Annotated in this window: 16 protein-coding genes; 8 read left to right on the top strand and 8 right to left on the bottom strand. The window is 59.7% G+C overall.

Going from position 1 to position 15,652, the window contains the following annotated elements; all coding sequences use genetic code 11:
* Positions 1–146: 146 nt before the first annotated feature.
* A complete protein-coding gene (gene acpP, locus MTP36_RS05965) occupies positions 147–383 on the top strand; it encodes an acyl carrier protein (protein WP_015537798.1) in 237 nt (78 codons plus the stop codon).
* Between the two features lie 123 nt (positions 384–506).
* Complete coding sequence (gene proS, locus MTP36_RS05960) at positions 507–1,946, top strand: proline--tRNA ligase (protein WP_005922033.1); 1,440 nt, start codon at positions 507–509, stop codon at positions 1,944–1,946.
* 368 nt (positions 1,947–2,314) lie between these two features.
* Here the strand turns inward: proS and MTP36_RS05955 are convergent, their stop codons facing one another.
* The 3 genes from MTP36_RS05955 to MTP36_RS05945 all read right to left on the bottom strand — a co-directional run bounded on the left by MTP36_RS05955 (position 2,315) and on the right by MTP36_RS05945 (position 5,215).
* Positions 2,315–3,196: an aldose 1-epimerase family protein gene (locus MTP36_RS05955; protein ID WP_249254119.1), complete on the bottom strand. Its 882-nt coding sequence runs from the start codon at positions 3,194–3,196 to the stop codon at positions 2,315–2,317.
* Between the two features lie 196 nt (positions 3,197–3,392).
* Positions 3,393–4,541 carry a sensor histidine kinase gene (locus MTP36_RS05950; protein ID WP_249254117.1) on the bottom strand — a complete coding sequence of 383 codons (1,149 nt, stop codon included), beginning with the start codon at positions 4,539–4,541 and terminating at the stop codon, positions 3,393–3,395.
* On the bottom strand, positions 4,538–5,215 hold the full coding sequence (locus MTP36_RS05945) for a response regulator transcription factor (RefSeq protein WP_249254115.1): 678 nt from the start codon (positions 5,213–5,215) through the stop codon (positions 4,538–4,540). The genes MTP36_RS05950 and MTP36_RS05945 overlap by 4 nt, the downstream gene beginning before the upstream one ends.
* 157 nt (positions 5,216–5,372) lie before the next feature.
* Between MTP36_RS05945 and MTP36_RS05940 the strand changes: the two genes are divergently transcribed.
* From MTP36_RS05940 to MTP36_RS05920, 5 genes are all read left to right on the top strand, one after another.
* Positions 5,373–5,516, top strand: a complete 144-nt coding sequence (locus MTP36_RS05940; protein WP_333490614.1) for a CD1871A family CXXC motif-containing protein — start codon at positions 5,373–5,375, stop codon at positions 5,514–5,516.
* Positions 5,509–6,393 (top strand): 4Fe-4S binding protein, encoded by an 885-nt coding sequence (locus MTP36_RS05935; RefSeq protein WP_097779570.1) that lies wholly within the window; start codon positions 5,509–5,511, stop codon positions 6,391–6,393. The genes MTP36_RS05940 and MTP36_RS05935 overlap by 8 nt, the downstream gene beginning before the upstream one ends.
* Before the next feature lie 4 nt (positions 6,394–6,397).
* Entirely contained in the window at positions 6,398–7,285 is an 888-nt protein-coding gene (locus MTP36_RS05930) for a TlpA family protein disulfide reductase (RefSeq protein WP_249254113.1), read from the top strand.
* A 126-nt stretch (positions 7,286–7,411) separates the two neighbouring features.
* Entirely contained in the window at positions 7,412–10,024 is a 2,613-nt protein-coding gene (locus MTP36_RS05925; protein ID WP_249254111.1) for a peptidoglycan-binding domain-containing protein, read from the top strand.
* Positions 10,025–10,027: 3 nt separating this feature from the next.
* On the top strand, positions 10,028–10,720 hold the full coding sequence (locus tag MTP36_RS05920; protein ID WP_249254109.1) for a peptidoglycan-binding domain-containing protein: 693 nt from the start codon (positions 10,028–10,030) through the stop codon (positions 10,718–10,720).
* Positions 10,721–10,779: 59 nt separating this feature from the next.
* On the opposite strand, the gene bilS is transcribed toward MTP36_RS05920, so the two are convergent.
* The 4 genes from bilS to MTP36_RS05900 all read right to left on the bottom strand — a co-directional run bounded on the left by bilS (position 10,780) and on the right by MTP36_RS05900 (position 13,829).
* On the bottom strand, positions 10,780–11,271 hold the full coding sequence (gene bilS, locus MTP36_RS05915; protein WP_055185820.1) for a flavodoxin family protein BilS: 492 nt from the start codon (positions 11,269–11,271) through the stop codon (positions 10,780–10,782).
* 124 nt (positions 11,272–11,395) lie between these two features.
* Entirely contained in the window at positions 11,396–12,358 is a 963-nt protein-coding gene (locus MTP36_RS05910) for a D-2-hydroxyacid dehydrogenase (RefSeq protein WP_249254107.1), read from the bottom strand.
* Between the two features lie 27 nt (positions 12,359–12,385).
* Positions 12,386–13,015, bottom strand: coding sequence for a hypothetical protein (locus MTP36_RS05905; RefSeq protein ID WP_249254105.1), 630 nt, complete (start codon positions 13,013–13,015; stop codon positions 12,386–12,388).
* A gap of 91 nt (positions 13,016–13,106) precedes the next feature.
* Positions 13,107–13,829, bottom strand: coding sequence for an NAD-dependent protein deacylase (locus MTP36_RS05900; RefSeq protein WP_005922053.1), 723 nt, complete (start codon positions 13,827–13,829; stop codon positions 13,107–13,109).
* A gap of 87 nt (positions 13,830–13,916) precedes the next feature.
* Between MTP36_RS05900 and MTP36_RS05895 the strand changes: the two genes are divergently transcribed.
* Positions 13,917–14,387: a methylated-DNA--[protein]-cysteine S-methyltransferase gene (locus MTP36_RS05895; RefSeq protein WP_055185816.1), complete on the top strand. Its 471-nt coding sequence runs from the start codon at positions 13,917–13,919 to the stop codon at positions 14,385–14,387.
* A 121-nt stretch (positions 14,388–14,508) separates the two neighbouring features.
* Here the strand turns inward: MTP36_RS05895 and MTP36_RS05890 are convergent, their stop codons facing one another.
* Positions 14,509–15,354, bottom strand: coding sequence for a response regulator (locus MTP36_RS05890; protein ID WP_055185815.1), 846 nt, complete (start codon positions 15,352–15,354; stop codon positions 14,509–14,511).
* Positions 15,355–15,652: the final 298 nt, after the last annotated feature.

Genomic DNA, 15,652 nt, shown 5'->3' with positions numbered 1-15,652 from the left:
GGGCTTGACATTACGCACTGCATGGGATATAAAAAAAGAGAGCGCTTTGTACAGCAGGCAAGGCTGTGCCGGATACCGGAGGCTTTTTCCGGGGCACGGCGGGCTGTACGCGTATGCAAAACAACTGCAAAAAGGAGACCACAGGAATGGATACTTTTGAAAAAATCCGTGCATTGCTGGCTGAGCAGCTGGACGTTGACCCGGCAAAGATCACGCTGGAAAGCGATATCATGAGCGATTTCGAGGCTGACAGTCTGGATATCGTGGATATGGTGATGACGCTGGAGGACGAGTTTGGCATCGAGGTGCCGGACGACGCCATCGAGTCCCTGCGCACCGTAGGCGATGTGGTAAACTTTGTGGACAGCCACGCGCAGAACTGATTTTTTTAGGCAGAAGCCCCGCCTTTGCAGTGCGGCACACGGCCGTGCAGGCAGACGGGGCTTTATTATGGTTCGTGCGGAACGCGCAGCGTTTGGCGCACGGCCTTGGGAGGATAAAACAAAATGGCAAAAGACAACAAGAAGCTCGTGCAGGCGATCACCAGTCAGGAAGAAAACTTTGCACAGTGGTACACCGACATCTGCGTAAAGGCAGAGCTGGTGGAGTATTCCAGTGTGAAGGGCTTTATCATCCTGCGCCCCTATGGTCAGGCCATCTGGGAGCTGATCCAGAAGGATCTGGACGCCCGGTTCAAGGCTACCGGCCATGAGAATGTGGCTATGCCGGTGCTGATTCCGGAGAGCCTGCTGCAGAAGGAAGGCGAGCTCGTCAATGGCTTCGCGCCGGAGGTGGCGTGGGTCACGATGGGCGGCTCCGACAAGCTGGAGGAGCGTCTGGCAGTGCGTCCCACCAGCGAGACCATGTTCTGCGACCACTGGTCCCGCGTGTTGCACAGCTACCGCGAGCTTCCCATGAAGTACAACCAGTGGTGCAGTGTGGTGCGCTGGGAAAAGACCACCCGTCCCTTCCTGCGCAGCCGCGAGTTCTGGTGGCAGGAGGGCCACACCATCCACGAGACCGCTGCCGAAGCCGAGGCTGAGACCCAGCAGCAGCTGAACTGCTACGCAGACACCTGCGAGCAGGATCTGGCGATCCCCGTGGTGAAGGGCCGCAAGACCGACAAGGAAAAGTTTGCCGGTGCAGAGGCCACCTACACCATCGAAGCCATGATGAAGGACGGCAAGGCTTTGCAGAGCGGTACCAGCCACTACTTTGGCGACAAGTTCAGCAAGGCTTACGATGTCACCTTTACCGGCCGCGACAACCAGCTGCATCATCCGTTCCAGACCAGCTGGGGCGTTTCCACCCGTCTGGTGGGTGCTATCATCATGACCCACGGCGATGACGACGGCCTGATCCTGCCCCCGGCCATTGCCCCCATTCAGGTGGTGGTGGTGCCCATTGCCGCCCACAAGCCCGGCGTCTCCGAGAAGGCTGCCGAGCTGGCCGAGAAGATCAGCAAGTACGCCCGCGTGAAGCTGGACGACAGCGACAATGCCCCCGGCTGGAAGTTTGCCCAGTGGGAGATGAAGGGCGTGCCCCTGCGCCTTGAGATCGGCCCCAAGGATCTGGAAAAGAACCAGTGCGTTCTGGTGCGCCGCGACACCCGCGAGAAGGTCTTTGTAAGCTTGGACGAGCTGGAGACCGCTATTCCCGCCCAGCTGGAGGCTCTGCGCAAGGATCTATACCAGCGTGCGCTGGAAAACCGCGAAAAGCGCACCTGGGCTGCCACCACTATGGACGAGGTGAAGGAGCTGGCAAAGGCCAACACCGGCTACATCAAGACCATGTGGTGCGGCGATCTGGCCTGCGAGATGAAGATGAAGGAAGAGGCCGGACTTTCCAGCCGCTGCATGCCCTTTGAGCAGGAACAGCTGAGCGATGTGTGCCCCTGCTGCGGCAAGCCCGCCAAGGCCATGGTCTACTGGGGCGTTGCTTACTAAGCAGCTGCTTTTCTGAGCCTTTGCGCAGGACGATCTAAAATGGCCGCCGCGTGCGCTCTGGCCATCTTCAGCGGAAAGAATATTTTATAGTTCGGGACAGCGGAACGCCTGCGGGCGTTCCGCTGTCCCCTTTTCCACAGGAGGGGTCGCAGAGGGAAACAGCCGCCCTATTGCCGATAAACTGCTTATTCTCTGCTGTGGTACTCTCAGCAAAAAAAAGAACCGCCACCCTGGCCGGTGACGGTTCTTAGTCTTTAAGAACTTACATCAAAAGGGCTGACCGCTTGTCGCAGTGCCTTTTCTATTTACAGTATACCCACTTTTGAGGTTTCTGTCAAGAGCACGCCGTTTCGTTTCTGCGTGTTTTTTCACCGTTCAAAGGTGGTGCTGAGGGTAGTCTGCCAGCTTTCGCCGGGGGCAAGGCAGGCGGCTGCGGCGCGCTGCTCCCAGTCCTGCGGGTCGTTGGCAGCAGCGGGCAGGCTATGCCACGGCTCAATGCACACAAACCGCACCGGTTTTGCGGGAGCCGACCAGATAAGCGAATAGGGGTAGCCCTCCACCCGGCAGGTGATATTGCGTCCGGTGTCCTTCTCGCAGATGCCGATGGTTTTGGTGCGCAGGCCTGCCATGCAGAAGCTATCGTTGGCAAACAGGTCATCGGTCAGTGGGATGGCCTGCTGGTTCTTCCACTGGTAATAGCTCTTGCCGCTCAACAGGCCGTTGGGGCGGGCATCGAGGATGACCGGGCTTTCCGGCCGGTCAAAACGGAACTCGTAGTCAGTGGTGGTATGCTTGGCATCGAACGGGATGTTGAACGCCGGATGAAAACCAATGCCGAAGCGCAGCTCCTCCGTGCCGGGGTTCGTCACCTGCAAGGTGTGGTGCACGGTCTTGCCCTCCAGACGGAAGGTACTGGTAAGCACAAAATCATAGGGGAAGCGCTCTGCCTTGATGGCATCGTCCGCCCGCAGCTCCAGCTGGATGGTATCCCCTTCTGCCCGCAGCAGGGTGTGCTCCAGATCCCGTGCAAAGCCGTGCTGACCGCCCTTCCATGTTTTGCCCTTGGCGGTAAAGGTGCCGTCCACCAGCTTGCCCGTCCACGGGAACAGAATGGGCGCGTGGCGCTTCCAGATGGCGGGGTCGGCCTGCCAGAGCAGTTCTTCGCCTGCGGCGTTCTTCAGGCTGACGGCCTCTGCACCGTGAGTGTCCACAGTCAGGGTCAGAAATTCGTTGCGAATGGTTGCCTGCATTTTCAGTATCTCCTTTGTCCTTCTTATTTTCCGGGGCCTGCTGTTTCCAGTATACTCCCCTGTGTGCCAAAAATAAAGCCCCTTCCCATGCTTGCACAAATCGTCACTGGGCAAAAGCCTTCACCCCTTGGGGACAGATTTCCCCCGGCCGGGGGAAGCCTTTATTCGGAAGCACGATTTCCATACTCTGCTTGCTTCAACAGGGCTGTGCCAGCGGCAGGGTGACGGCAAAGGTGGTGCCGTTTTCGCTGCTGCTCTCCACAGTCACACTGCCGCCGTGCAGCACGGCGATCTCCCGCACAAGGGCAAGGCCAAGCCCCACGCCGCCCATCTCCCGGCTGCGGGACTTATCCACCCGGAAAAAGGGCTGGAAAATGCTGTCCCTGCAATCTACGGGGATGCCGGGGCCGGTATCTGCAACGCGCAGCACGGCAGTTTGCTTTTCCCGCCGCAGGGTGACGCGCACCGCACCGCCGGGGCGGTTATATTTGATACCGTTTTCCACCAGATTGAACACCAGCCGGTAGATCAGCGCATCGCTGCCCACCATGCCCAGTTCCGCGCAGTCCTGCTGCAAGGAGATATTGTTTTTCTGGGCAAGGGGGGTCAGGTCGGTCAAAATTTCCTCCACCAGCGGCGCAAGGGCGATCTGGTCGGTACGGGAGACCGATTGCAGATTGCTCATCTCTAATAAAGTGCGCACTAGGGCGGTCAGGCGATCCAGCTGCTCCCGCAGAGAGCTGACCAGCCCGGCAGTCTCGGCATCCATGGCCGGGTGCTCCTCTGCAAACAGTTCCAGCTTCGTCTGCAAAATAGCCAGCGGGGTGCGCAGCTCGTGGGCGGCGTTGCCCGCAAACTGCCGTTGTAATTCAAAGGACTGTGCCAGGCCATCCAGCATCCGGTTCACCGACCGGCTCAGCTGCCTGAATTCCTGCACGGTATCTTCATCCAGACGGGCGGTGGCAATGCTGTCCTGATCGACCCGCTGCGCCTGCTGCGCAAGCTGCTGCAACGGTTTCAGCGCTCTGCCGCTGACAAAATAAGCGATGGCGGCACTGAGGATGGTGACCACGGCGGTGATGCACCAGCCCTTGCGGCCAAAAACCACCTTTGCATCGTAGACTTCCTGCGAAAAATGCGCCAGCAGGCTGGACATTTCCTCCTGCGGGATCTCGATGGTCAAGGAATCCGCGCTGCCGGGCTGATACTGCATCATAAAGCCGTTGAGGGCATCCATGCCGGTAACGCCGGTGCGGTATAAAAGCAGGTTCATGCACACGCAGGCGCAGGCGATGAGCAGCGCCGTCAGCAGGGTGATGCGCCATTGCAGGGACAAACGCTTCATTGTACCTCTCCTCCGATCTCATAGCCTTCCCCGATGCGGTTGCGGATGGGGTCGTAGCCCAGCGCCGCCCGCAGCTTTTTGCGCAGGGCAGAGATATGTACCCGGATGGAGTTGCTGAAGCTGTCCACGCTGCCGTCCCAGACGTGCTCGATGAGCTCTTCCTGACTGACCGGGCGTCCCTGATGCAGCAGCAGATATTCCAGCACGCCGCTCTCCTTCCGCGTCAGCGCAAGGGTCTGACCATCCACCGTGGCAACGCGGCTGCAGGTGTTGAAGTTGAGCCGCCCGCAGCACAGGCAGACATCCTGCTGGATGAACTTGCGCCGGGTCAGGCTGCGCACCCGGGCTTCCAGCTCTGCAAGGTGGAATGGCTTGGAAAGATAATCGTTCGCCCCGGCATCCAGACCCTCCACCTTATCTGCGATTTCGCTGCGCGCCGATAAGATCAGCACACAGGTCTCAAGGTCGTGCTGCCGTAAGCTGCGCAGCACCTGCATTCCGTCCACCTTGGGCAGGTTGAGGTCCAGCAGTACAAGGTCGTACCGCTCTGCCGCCAGTGCTTCCAGCGCGGCTTCGCCGTCTGCACAGGCGTCCACCTCGTACCCGGACAGCCGCAGCTTCCGGGCAATGTCCTCCCGCAGGGAGTGCTCGTCCTCTACCACCAAAAGGCGCATTTTGTTTTCCACCCTTCCCGTAAAAATTCGTTTCTTGCGTTTTTCTTCATTATAACAGATTATAGCAGACGGTGTTAAGATTCGTGTTAAGATTTTCTTAGCAGAAATTTTATCCCGCATGGTGTATACTGGTGCCATCAAACAACAGGAGGCTATGATGTTCATGACAAAAAAACAGGCGCAGCTGCTTTTGCTTGCCGCCGGGGTGCTGATGCTGCTGTTCGGCGTATGGCGGGGCGAGGCAGACACCGTATTTTCAAAAGCCATCCGGCTGTGTATGGAGTGTGTAGGCATTGGATAAGAAAAAACTAAATCCCCTTGCTCGCTTCCGGGGCTTTATACAGGCTGGGGCGACCCTTTTGACCAACATCCACCTGCCCAACTTTGCCAAAGGGACGCTGTATCAGGGCAGCGGAAAATACGTCTGCGTGCCTGGGCTGAACTGCTATTCCTGCCCGGGCGCTGCCGGTGCCTGCCCGGTGGGAGCATTCCAAGCGGTGGTGGGCTCTTCCAAATTCCGCTTTTCCTACTACATCACCGGCATCCTCATCCTTTTCGGGGTGCTGCTGGGGCGTTTTATCTGCGGCTTTCTCTGCCCGTTCGGGTGGTTTCAAGAGCTTTTGCACAAGATCCCCTCTCCCAAGCTTTCCACCAAAAAGCTAAAGCCGCTGCGCTATTTAAAGTATGCGGTGCTGCTGGTCATGGTGGTGCTGCTGCCATTGCTGGCAGTCAACGAGCTGGGCATGGGCGACCCATTCTTCTGCAAATATCTCTGCCCGCAGGGCGTGCTGGAGGGTGCTATCCCCCTCTCCCTGACCAATGCCGGCATCCGCGCCGCGCTGGGCAAGCTGTTTACATGGAAAGCCTGCATTCTGCTGGCAGTCATTGTGGGCAGTGTAGTGTTCTACCGCCCCTTCTGCAAGTGGCTGTGCCCGCTGGGCGCGTTCTATGCGTTGCTGAACAAGGTCTCGCTGTTCCAGATGCGCGTAGACACCCACAAATGCGTCTCCTGCGGCGCCTGCGCAAAGGCTTGCAAGATGGACGTAGACATTACCAAGACCCCCAACCACGCCGAATGTATCCGCTGCGGGATGTGTATGAAAGCCTGCCCCACGGACGCCATCCAGTACAAGTTCGGGCTGGGAGACAAGTCCAACACCGAAACAACAAAGGAGTAAAACCATGAAATTCAACCGTGTAACTGCACTTTCGCTCAGCCTTGTGCTGGCCTTCAGCCTTGCCGCCTGCGGGCAGGGCGCATCCTCTGCATCCTCTGCATCCTCTGCATCTTCTTCCGCTTCCTCTGCGGCAGCGGAAACCAAGACCGAGGAGCAGCTGCTGGCAGAGGAGAACGAAATCCTTTCTGCAAACGATGCCCTGTGGGAGAAGGTGTTCTCCTCCATGGACAAAAACGTGACCGAAACCACCCTCAGCACGAACTACGGCGATTTTCTGCTGAGTGCCGTGGAAAAGGCAAAGGATCAGTTCTCGGACGAGGAGTACAAGACCCTGACCGCCGATGCAGAAAAAATTCGGGATATCGAGAATCAGATCGCTGCCCTTGCCCCCGCAGAGGATTCTGCTTCCGGCGCTGCCGCACAGGGCACTGCCTTCCCCCAGTTTGAGGGCAGCGATTTAGAGGGCAACCCGGTGGACAACAGCCTGTTTGCGGGCAACGCCTTTACGGTGGTGAACTTCTGGTTCAACGGCTGCAAGCCCTGCGTAGAGGAACTGGACGACCTGAACGCCCTGAACGAGAAGGTCAAGGCACAGGGCGGCGAGGTGATTGGCATCAACACCGAGACGCTGGACGGCAACCAGCAGGGCATTGAAACCGCCAAAAAGCTGCTGGCTGCAACGGGCGCAAGCTACCGCAACATCTACTTTGCCTCCGGCAGCGACGCCGGCAAGTTCGCGCTGAACATCATGGCCTTCCCCACCACCTACGTCTTTGACCGGGACGGCAACGTTGTGGGTCAGCCCCTGCTGGGCGGCATCGACAAGGAAGAAAACCTTGCCGCCCTGCAAAAAAATATTGACGCCGCCCTTGCCAAGGACAACGCCAAATAAGCTATTCTCCCCTGCCGCCTACGGGCGGCTTTTTTGTTTGCTGCGGGCATTGCCATGCACGCCCGGGCGCCGGACGGAATACGCTGAGGCAGAAGCATACTTTTACCAGCAAAGGAGCGTATCTCCATGAAAAACACCGGAACTCTCCGCATCCAGACCTTTGCGGCACGCCAGTCTGCCCCCGTGGAGGGGGTGACCGTTGCGGTGCAGGGGGACGGCTTTACCCTGCACTGCATCACTGATGCCACCGGCAGCGCCGCCGATATTCCCGTTGAAGCCCCCGCCTGCACCCTCTCGCTGGACGAGGACAACACCACCCGCCCCTACGCCATTGTCAGTCTGACCGCCGCAAAGCCCGGCTACCGCACCGTGCGCATTGAGGGCATCCAGATCTTTGCCGGACAGGTAACGCTGGCACAGCCCCAGATGCTGCCCGACACCGAGGAAGACCGGGACATCCCGAACGCGCCCATCATCATCCCGCCGCACGCTTTGTTTGCGGGCAGCGGCGGCAGCGGCCCGCAGCCGCGGGAAAACTGCACGCCCCGGGTGCTGGAACAGGTCATTATCCCCAAAAATATCACAGTGCATCTGGGCAAACCGGCGGCTGCCGCCCGCAACGTGACGGTGTCCTTCCGGGACTATATCGCAAACGTGGCCTCCAGCGAGGTGTACCCTACTTGGCCGGAGCAGGCACTGCGGGCGAACATCCACTGCCAGATTTCGCTGGCGCTGAACCGCATCTACACCGAATGGTACCCCAGCAAGGGCTACACCTTCAACATTACCAACTCCACCAGCTACGACCAGTACTACGTCCACGGGCGCACGGTGTTCGAGGTGATGGTGCGCATTACAGACGATATCTTCAACACCTATCTGCGCAAAAGCGGTACGGTGAACCCCTATTATTCCGAGTACTGCGACGGTAAGTCGGTCACCTGCCCCGGGCTCAAGCAGTGGGGCACGGTGACACTGGCCAACAACGGGCGCAGCGCCTTGCAGATCTTACGCTACTACTACGGCAGCAGCATCGAGATCGTGCGCACCAAGAATATCCGCTCCATCCCGCAGAGCTACCCCGGTACACCGCTGCGACAGGGCAGCCGCGGCGCGGCGGTGTTCACCCTGCAAAGGCAGCTGAACCGCATCGCCAAGGACTATCCCTTCCTTGGCAAACTGACGGTGGATGGCGTATTCGGCAGCCGGATGGCCGCCACGGTGCGGGCGTTCCAGAAGCAGTTCAACCTGACCGCCGACGGTGTGGTTGGGCGGCAGACATGGTACAAGATCAGCTACATCTATGTATCGGTAAAGGACCTCGCCGAGTTGACCAGCGAGGGCGAGACTTCCACCGGCACCCTGTCCAACGGCACATGGAACGGCACGGTGCTGAGCACCGGTGCTTCCGGCAGCGCTGTGGAGCAGGTACAGTTCTGGCTGAACACGCTGGCGCAGTACGACAGTGCCATCCCCTCCGTAACGGTAGACGGCGTATACGGCACTGCCACCGCCAATGCGGTGCGCGCTTTCCAGCGCAAATACGGCCTTACCGTAGACGGCATAGTGGGGCAGACTACCTGGAAGGAGTTGTACGACGAATTTTTGAGCATCCAGTCCGACAACGGCACCCCCAACGCCTACCCCGGCACGCCGCTGCGGGAGGGTGCCTCCGGGCAGAATGTGCGGCTGGTGCAGTTCTGGCTGAAGATCGCTCGCACCGTGTACACAAGCCTTGAAAGCGTGACCGTGGACGGAAAATTCGGCGCGGATACGGCAGCGGCTGTGCGGCGGTTCCAGCGCTATTTCGGGCTGACGGCAGACGGGGTGGTGGGGCGCACCACATGGCAAAAGCTGTACGAGGTGTACAACGATATCGCCAACCGGCTGCTCTCCTCTTCCCTGCGCCCCGGCGAGTACCCGGGCGTGCTGCGCACCGGCTCTGCCGGCACAGCGGTGCGGGAACTGCAATTTTACCTCTACCTCATGAGCGCCTACGAGAGCAGCATCCCGCCGGTAAGCATTGACGGAAAGTTTGGCGCGGACACCGAGCGGGCGGTGCGGGCGTACCAGCGGTTTGCGGGGCTTACCGTGGACGGCATAGTGGGGCGCACCACATGGAACTCCCTCTACGGCCGCGCCAGCCAGCTGCGCTCCTCCGGCCCGGTGGTCACCTTAAAGCGTCTGCCCTACCCCGGCACGCCGCTGACAGTGGGCAGCAGCGGCGAGACCGTGCTGTACTACAATCTGCTTTTGCAGCGCATCGCCTATTATTTTTCCAGCGTGGAAGCTCCGCCCCTTGCCGACCGTTATACCGACGAGACTGCCGCCGCCACCCGCAGCGCCCAGCAGCTATTAGGGCTGGAGCAGACCGGCATTGCAGATGCTGACACATGGACGGCGGTGGAAGCGCTGAGCTTGCAGCTGGCCGCTCATGCCCCGAACCCCGACCGGGGCACCACGCCCAGCACTGCTTACCCGGGGCGTGCTATCGCTGAGGGCAGCGCCGGGCAAGAAGTGGGGCAGGTGGAGTACTGGCTCAACCGCCGGGCGCAACTTTCCTGCGGCGAGGGCTATGTGGCCGATAACAACCGCTTTGGCGCGGCAGACGCTGCCGCCGTGCGGGCTGTCCAGCAGCAGGCGGGGCTGCACCCGGTAAACGGCATCGTGTACCGGGAAACATGGCACGCTTTGCAAGCTCAGTGCACCGACCCCTACGGCTGCGAGAAGGAGGAATGAGGGATGGCACGCCTTTTGATCTATGACGCCTACGAAAACAAGGTGTACACCTACGCAAACCTGAACGAGAACGACCCCATGCCTTACAGCACCCTGACCACCCTGCGGCTGCGGGAGTTCCGGGGAAAATCGGCCAGCCCTACCCTGTGGACCACCATTGCCGCTATGGAAGCGTGGAACCTGACCCGCCGCAAATACGGCAGGGGCATCCCGGTGGGGTATGCCTTCCGCCGCATCTGGGAGGGCGGTCACGGCACCCGCAGCCAGCACTATGCAGGGGTAGCGTTTGACGTAGGGCAAAGCCTTGACCAGCGCCAGCGCACCGCCATTTACAACGCCGCCCGCGCTACCGGCGCATGGGGCTATGTGGAGCCGCTGAGCCAGACCCCCACATGGGTGCACTTTGACCGCCGCTACGGCACCCCGGCATGCAGCGGCACCACCGCCGGTTACCCCACCCTGCGCCGGGGCAGCCGGGGCTGCTATGTCATGATCTTGCAGGACGCACTTTCCACCCTTGGCTACCAGACCGGCAGCCGTATCGACGGCATCTTTGGTGCCCGCACCGAACAGGCGCTGCGGGGCTACCAGAAGCGCACCAGCCTGCGGGTGGACGGCGTGTGCGGCTGCGACAGCTGGAAAAAGATTTCCACCGCCGTCATCGGCATCGGACGCACCAAAACCACCATTGACTAGCGTTTGTCCCATACAGAAAAAGCGGCCGCACAAAACCATGTGCGGTCGCTCTTTTTCACTTATTTTACAGCCTGTTTCAGCTGTTCCAGATCTGCGGCATCCGGGTGGGAGAGCGCCTTGTCGAAGTTTTCGATCAGGGCGTCCAGATTGGGGATGTGCAAAGGCTTTGCCTTCATGGCCTCGTAACGCTGCCGGACGGATACCGGCATCTTGCCCTGACACATAAAACTGCCGATGACGGTATTGCTCCCGTCCAGCGCCTTCCGGGTGGCGGCAAGGATCTTTTCAAAGTAGGGCGCACTGCCGCCAAAGCCTGCGGTGCCAAACAGAAACACCCGCTTGCCGCGCAGCTGCTTCAAAAAATCCAGCGTGTCGGCATCGGCCTTGCCCTTGTCCGTCCAGAAACCCACATACAGGGTATCTGCTGCCAATGCGGCAGCGTCCGGTGCGCCGAAATAGCAGCAGTCTGCCTGTGGCAGCTGCTCCTGCAGGGTCTGTGCCAGCAGTGCGGTGTTGCCGGTTTTGCTGCTGAATACGATGGCGTAGCTCATTTTTACCTCCCTCAGAGCAGCGGCAAAGCTGCCGGATGCTCTTGTGCATACGTTATTTTACGGCAGTTTCTTTGCCGTGAGAGCCTGAAATCATGGAAGAGTATAGTGCAGTGCCCTGCCAAAATCAAGGGTTGACGATATTCTCGCCTTTCCCGACCAGAAAGCTGCGCAGGTTGTCGGTGGTGATGTCCATCAGCCGCTGCAAAGCCTCCTTGGTAGTCCACGCGATATGCGGGGTGAGCACCGCGCCCGGCAGACTGCGCAAACGGCTTTGGGGCGGCAGCGGCTCAGTGGCAAAGGCATCGGCGCCGTAAAAGGCAAGCTTCCCGCTTTCCAGCGCATCAGCCACGGCTTCTTCGTCCACCAGTGCGCCCCGGGCAGTGTTCAGCAGAATGGCACCGGGCTTCATTTTTGCAAGGGCTTCCCGGCTTATCAGCCCGCGGGTTTCCGGGGTGGCCGGGCAGTGCAGGCTGAGCACATCGCTGCGGGCAAGCAGGGTGTCAAAGTCCACAAACTCCACCCCATCGGCGGCATACTCCGGGCGCACCGTGCGGGTGCACACCAGCACCTCCATGCCAAAGGCTTTTGCAATGCGGGCGGTCTGGCGGCCGATGCTGCCGTAGCCGTAGATGCCAAAGGTCTTGCCCAGCAGCTCCACCTGCGGCAGCAGACCATATTCTGCCGGGATGCCCAGCTGCCAGTACCCGGCCTTTACCGCCCGGTCGTACCGCTGGGCGCACTGGCAGATGGCCAGCAGCAGGCTGAAGGTCATCTGCGCCACGCTGTAAGTAGAATACCCCGGCACGTTGGCTACTGCCACCCCATGGCGGCGGCAGGCATCAAGGTCGATATTATCCGTGCCGGTGGCGATGATGCCCACCCACTTGAGGTTCGGGCACTGCGCCAGCACTGCCTCGTCAATGCGGCACTTGTTGATGAGCACCAGCTCTGCATCCCCGATGCGGGGCGCAATATCGGTGTAGTCGGTGCGCACATAGCTGGTGGTGTCCGGCACCAGTGCCTTTACCCCGGACCAGTCCAAGTCCCCTTCTTCCATCACATAGCTTTCCAGAATCACTGCCTTCATAATTTCTCATTCCCTCTCTGGTTTACGTCATTCCGTTTCTTTCAGCGGATAAAGCGCCAGTGCAAGACTGCCGCCGTAGGGGCGGCTGTCCAGTGCAGCATAGCCCTTTGCCAGCAGCAGCGCCAGCTGTACCCTGTCCTCCAGCGGCACCCACACCGGCGCAGTGCGAACGGGCACGCAGCCGGTGCACAGCAAAAAGCAGGGCGCAAGGCTTTCCAGCGGGCGCAGCGCCCGCAGTCCGAAGCCCTGCCGGAAATACAGCGGCAACAGTGCTGCCGCCGTTTCGGTGCACTCCACCACTGCCCATGCCGTACCCTTGCGGCGCAGCCGGTCTGCCCGGGCGGCGGCAATTTCCACCAGCCGGGCGGGCAGCTCCTCGCCGGTACGCACCAGCGGAGTGAGCAGACAACCGCCTTCCAGCTGCCTGCGTCCAAGCCAGCTGCGCAGTGCTGCTGCGGCGGCGGTATCGGCGGTAAGGGGCAGCACCAGCAGCGCCGCCCCGGCTGTCCCCCACGCCTCGCCTGCGGTCAGCATCCGTAGCACCTCGGTACGGGGACGGTAGAACCCCGCCCCGCCGCAGCGCACCAATGTAAAAAATTCTTCGGCGGAAAGCCGCCGCACCTGCCGCTGACGCGGCGGGTCGCATACCTGGATCATTTGCAGTTCCTCCGTTCTGATGTTCTTTCCATCAGCATACGGAAAACCGCGTGCAAACCGGCGCGAAACAGCGCGCCTTACAGTGCAAAAATCAGTCCAGCGAAATGTCCTCGCTCAGCACCTGCCCGATGGGTTTTGCAATGCACAGGTCAGCAGAGGCATCAGCCCCGGTGGGCTGCATATTGATGACCACCAAATTGTCGCCCCGGAAGTACCGGATGAGCCCGGCGGCGGGGTACACCACCAGACTGGTGCCGCCGATGATAAGGGTATCGGCATGGCGGATGGCATCCACTGCGCCGGACAGCACCTCCTCGTCCAAGCCCTCCTCGTAAAGCACCACGTCCGGCTTTACGATGCCGCCGCACTCGGTGCAGCGGGGCACGCCGGTGCTGTTTGCGATAAAATCCACATCGTAAAACTTACCGCAGCGGGTGCAGTAGTTGCGCAGGGTGCTGCCGTGCAGCTCGTACACCGTTTTGCTGCCCGCCGCCTGATGCAGCCCGTCAATGTTCTGGGTGACCACCGCCCGCAGCTTACCCTGCTGTTCCAGTTTTGCCAGCCGCAGATGGGCAGCGTTGGGTTTTGCACCCTTTACGATCAGCTTATCGCGGTAAAAACGGTAAAACTCCTCCGGGTTTTCCTCCCAGAAGGTATGGCTGAGGATGGTTTCGGGCGGGTAGTCGTATTTCTGGTGGTACAGCCCGTCCACGCTGCGGAAATCCGGGATACCGCTTTCTGTAGAAACGCCCGCGCCGCCGAAAAAGACGATGCTGCTGCTTTTTGCAATGATATCTTCCAGTGCCTTGACCATAGTTGAAACGCCCCTTTCCTCATGGAAGCTTTTGTGTTAAGATAGTACCAGTATAGCACATTCTTACAGGAAAGGAAGAGGCCGGTTTTGAACGTCTGGTACATCAACAGCATTCTTGGTGCCATCTGTTTAGAGGAGGAGAACGACGCTCTGTGCGGGGTACATTTTTGCCCGGACGGCGCACCGGAGCTGGAACCGCTGCCCCGCAGGGTGGTGGAAACGCCCCTGTTACAGGAGGCCGAGGAGCAGCTGAACGAATATTTTGCCGGGGTGCGCCGGGAGTTCGACCTGCCGCTGGCGGCAAAAGGCACGCCCTTTCAGCAGGCGGTATGGGCGCAGCTGCGCAAGATTCCCTACGGGGAGGTGCGCACCTACGGACAGCTGGCGGCGGCGCTGGGCAAACCCAAGGCCAGCCGCGCCGTAGGCAGCGCCTGCCACCGCAACCCACTTTGCATCGTGGTGCCCTGCCACCGGGTCATCGGCGCAGACGGCAGTCTGACCGGCTACGCCGAGGGACTGGAGATCAAGGAATATCTGCTGGAATTGGAGCGATTTTAAGCAATTTATTATAGGATAACAGCACGCCTGCGGGCATTCCCTTACCCCACTTTCAAACCCATAAAAGGAAAAAAGGCTACTGCGCATCATCGCGCAACAGCCTTTTGTGTTTTATGCAGTTTTAAAAGCCCGTGGGCGGGACGTAATAGCTTGGGATCGACCCGCTTTTGGGCGTAGCTGCGGCCTGCTGGCGCAGCGCCGAACGGGTGACCTCTGCCCAAGAGTACTGGGTCATATACTCGCCCCGGTAGGAGTTGAAGGCCGAGCGGTCTCCCCGCAGGAAGTTATAATAGTCGCAATCCACCTTGCTGGTATCCAGCGCCAGCGTGCTGCGGCCGCGTACCAGCAGCCCGTTGACCCCTGCATCCTCCAGCGTATGGCTGAGGTCAAAGATCAAATTGCGCAGATGGCTGTGCAGCGAGGCGGTATCGGGCTTATCTTCCCACAAAATAGCCAGCATCTCGCCGTTGGTGCAGGTGGCACCGTTGCGGTCCACAAGGTAGGCCAGCAGCTCCTTGCTCTTACTGCGCTTGAAGGAGAGCGGACGTCCGCCCACAAAGATCTCGAAATTGCCGAAACACTGGATCTTGATGCCCACCGGCGCAGTCTCCGGCGGGTAACGCAGGTTTTCCAGCACATTGCGCACATCGGCCTCGTTGGCGGGCTTGAGCAGAAAACCGCTGACGAAGATCTGCAATGCTTCCAGCGCATACTCCGGATGCTCGGTGACCACGATGATATTGCAGCGGGGCTGCAATTTCTGGATCATGCGGGCAAGGGCAAGGCCATTCATCCCCGGCATTTCCAAGTTCAAAAAGGCAGCATCCATCGGGCCCTGCCGCATCCACGTCAGGGCATCGTCGGTCGTCATGGCACTGATATAATCACAGTCCGGTGCCACCCGGCACAGGATACGGATCAGCGAATTGATCGCAAGCTGACCGTCATCCACGACCAGTATTTTCATAGCTTCACCCCCTGTCTGCTTACGCAAAACAATTCCCCGCTGTTAGTTTAGCACGCCGCAAACTTTTAGGCAAGTTATTTTCCGGAAAAATCCAAAAAAGAAACGTTTTCGCCCAGATATTTGTCCATCTTCTTCTATATCTTCAAGACTTTTTTGCGACTTTGGTCGCTTTTTCCGACGAAATACCGGAGCATTGTACGATCAACTGATCTATCAAATTGGCCTTTATTTGTTCCCTTTCCCGCCGGAAAGCACCGCCTTTCCCTGACAAACAACAGGCCGCCGCACCGGTTTTGTG

Source organism: Faecalibacterium sp. I4-1-79, from assembly GCF_023347235.1.
GTDB lineage: Bacteria > Bacillota > Clostridia > Oscillospirales > Ruminococcaceae > Faecalibacterium > Faecalibacterium tardum.
Note: the sequence above shows the minus strand (reverse complement) of the source record. Positions and strands in the feature narration are given on the sequence as shown.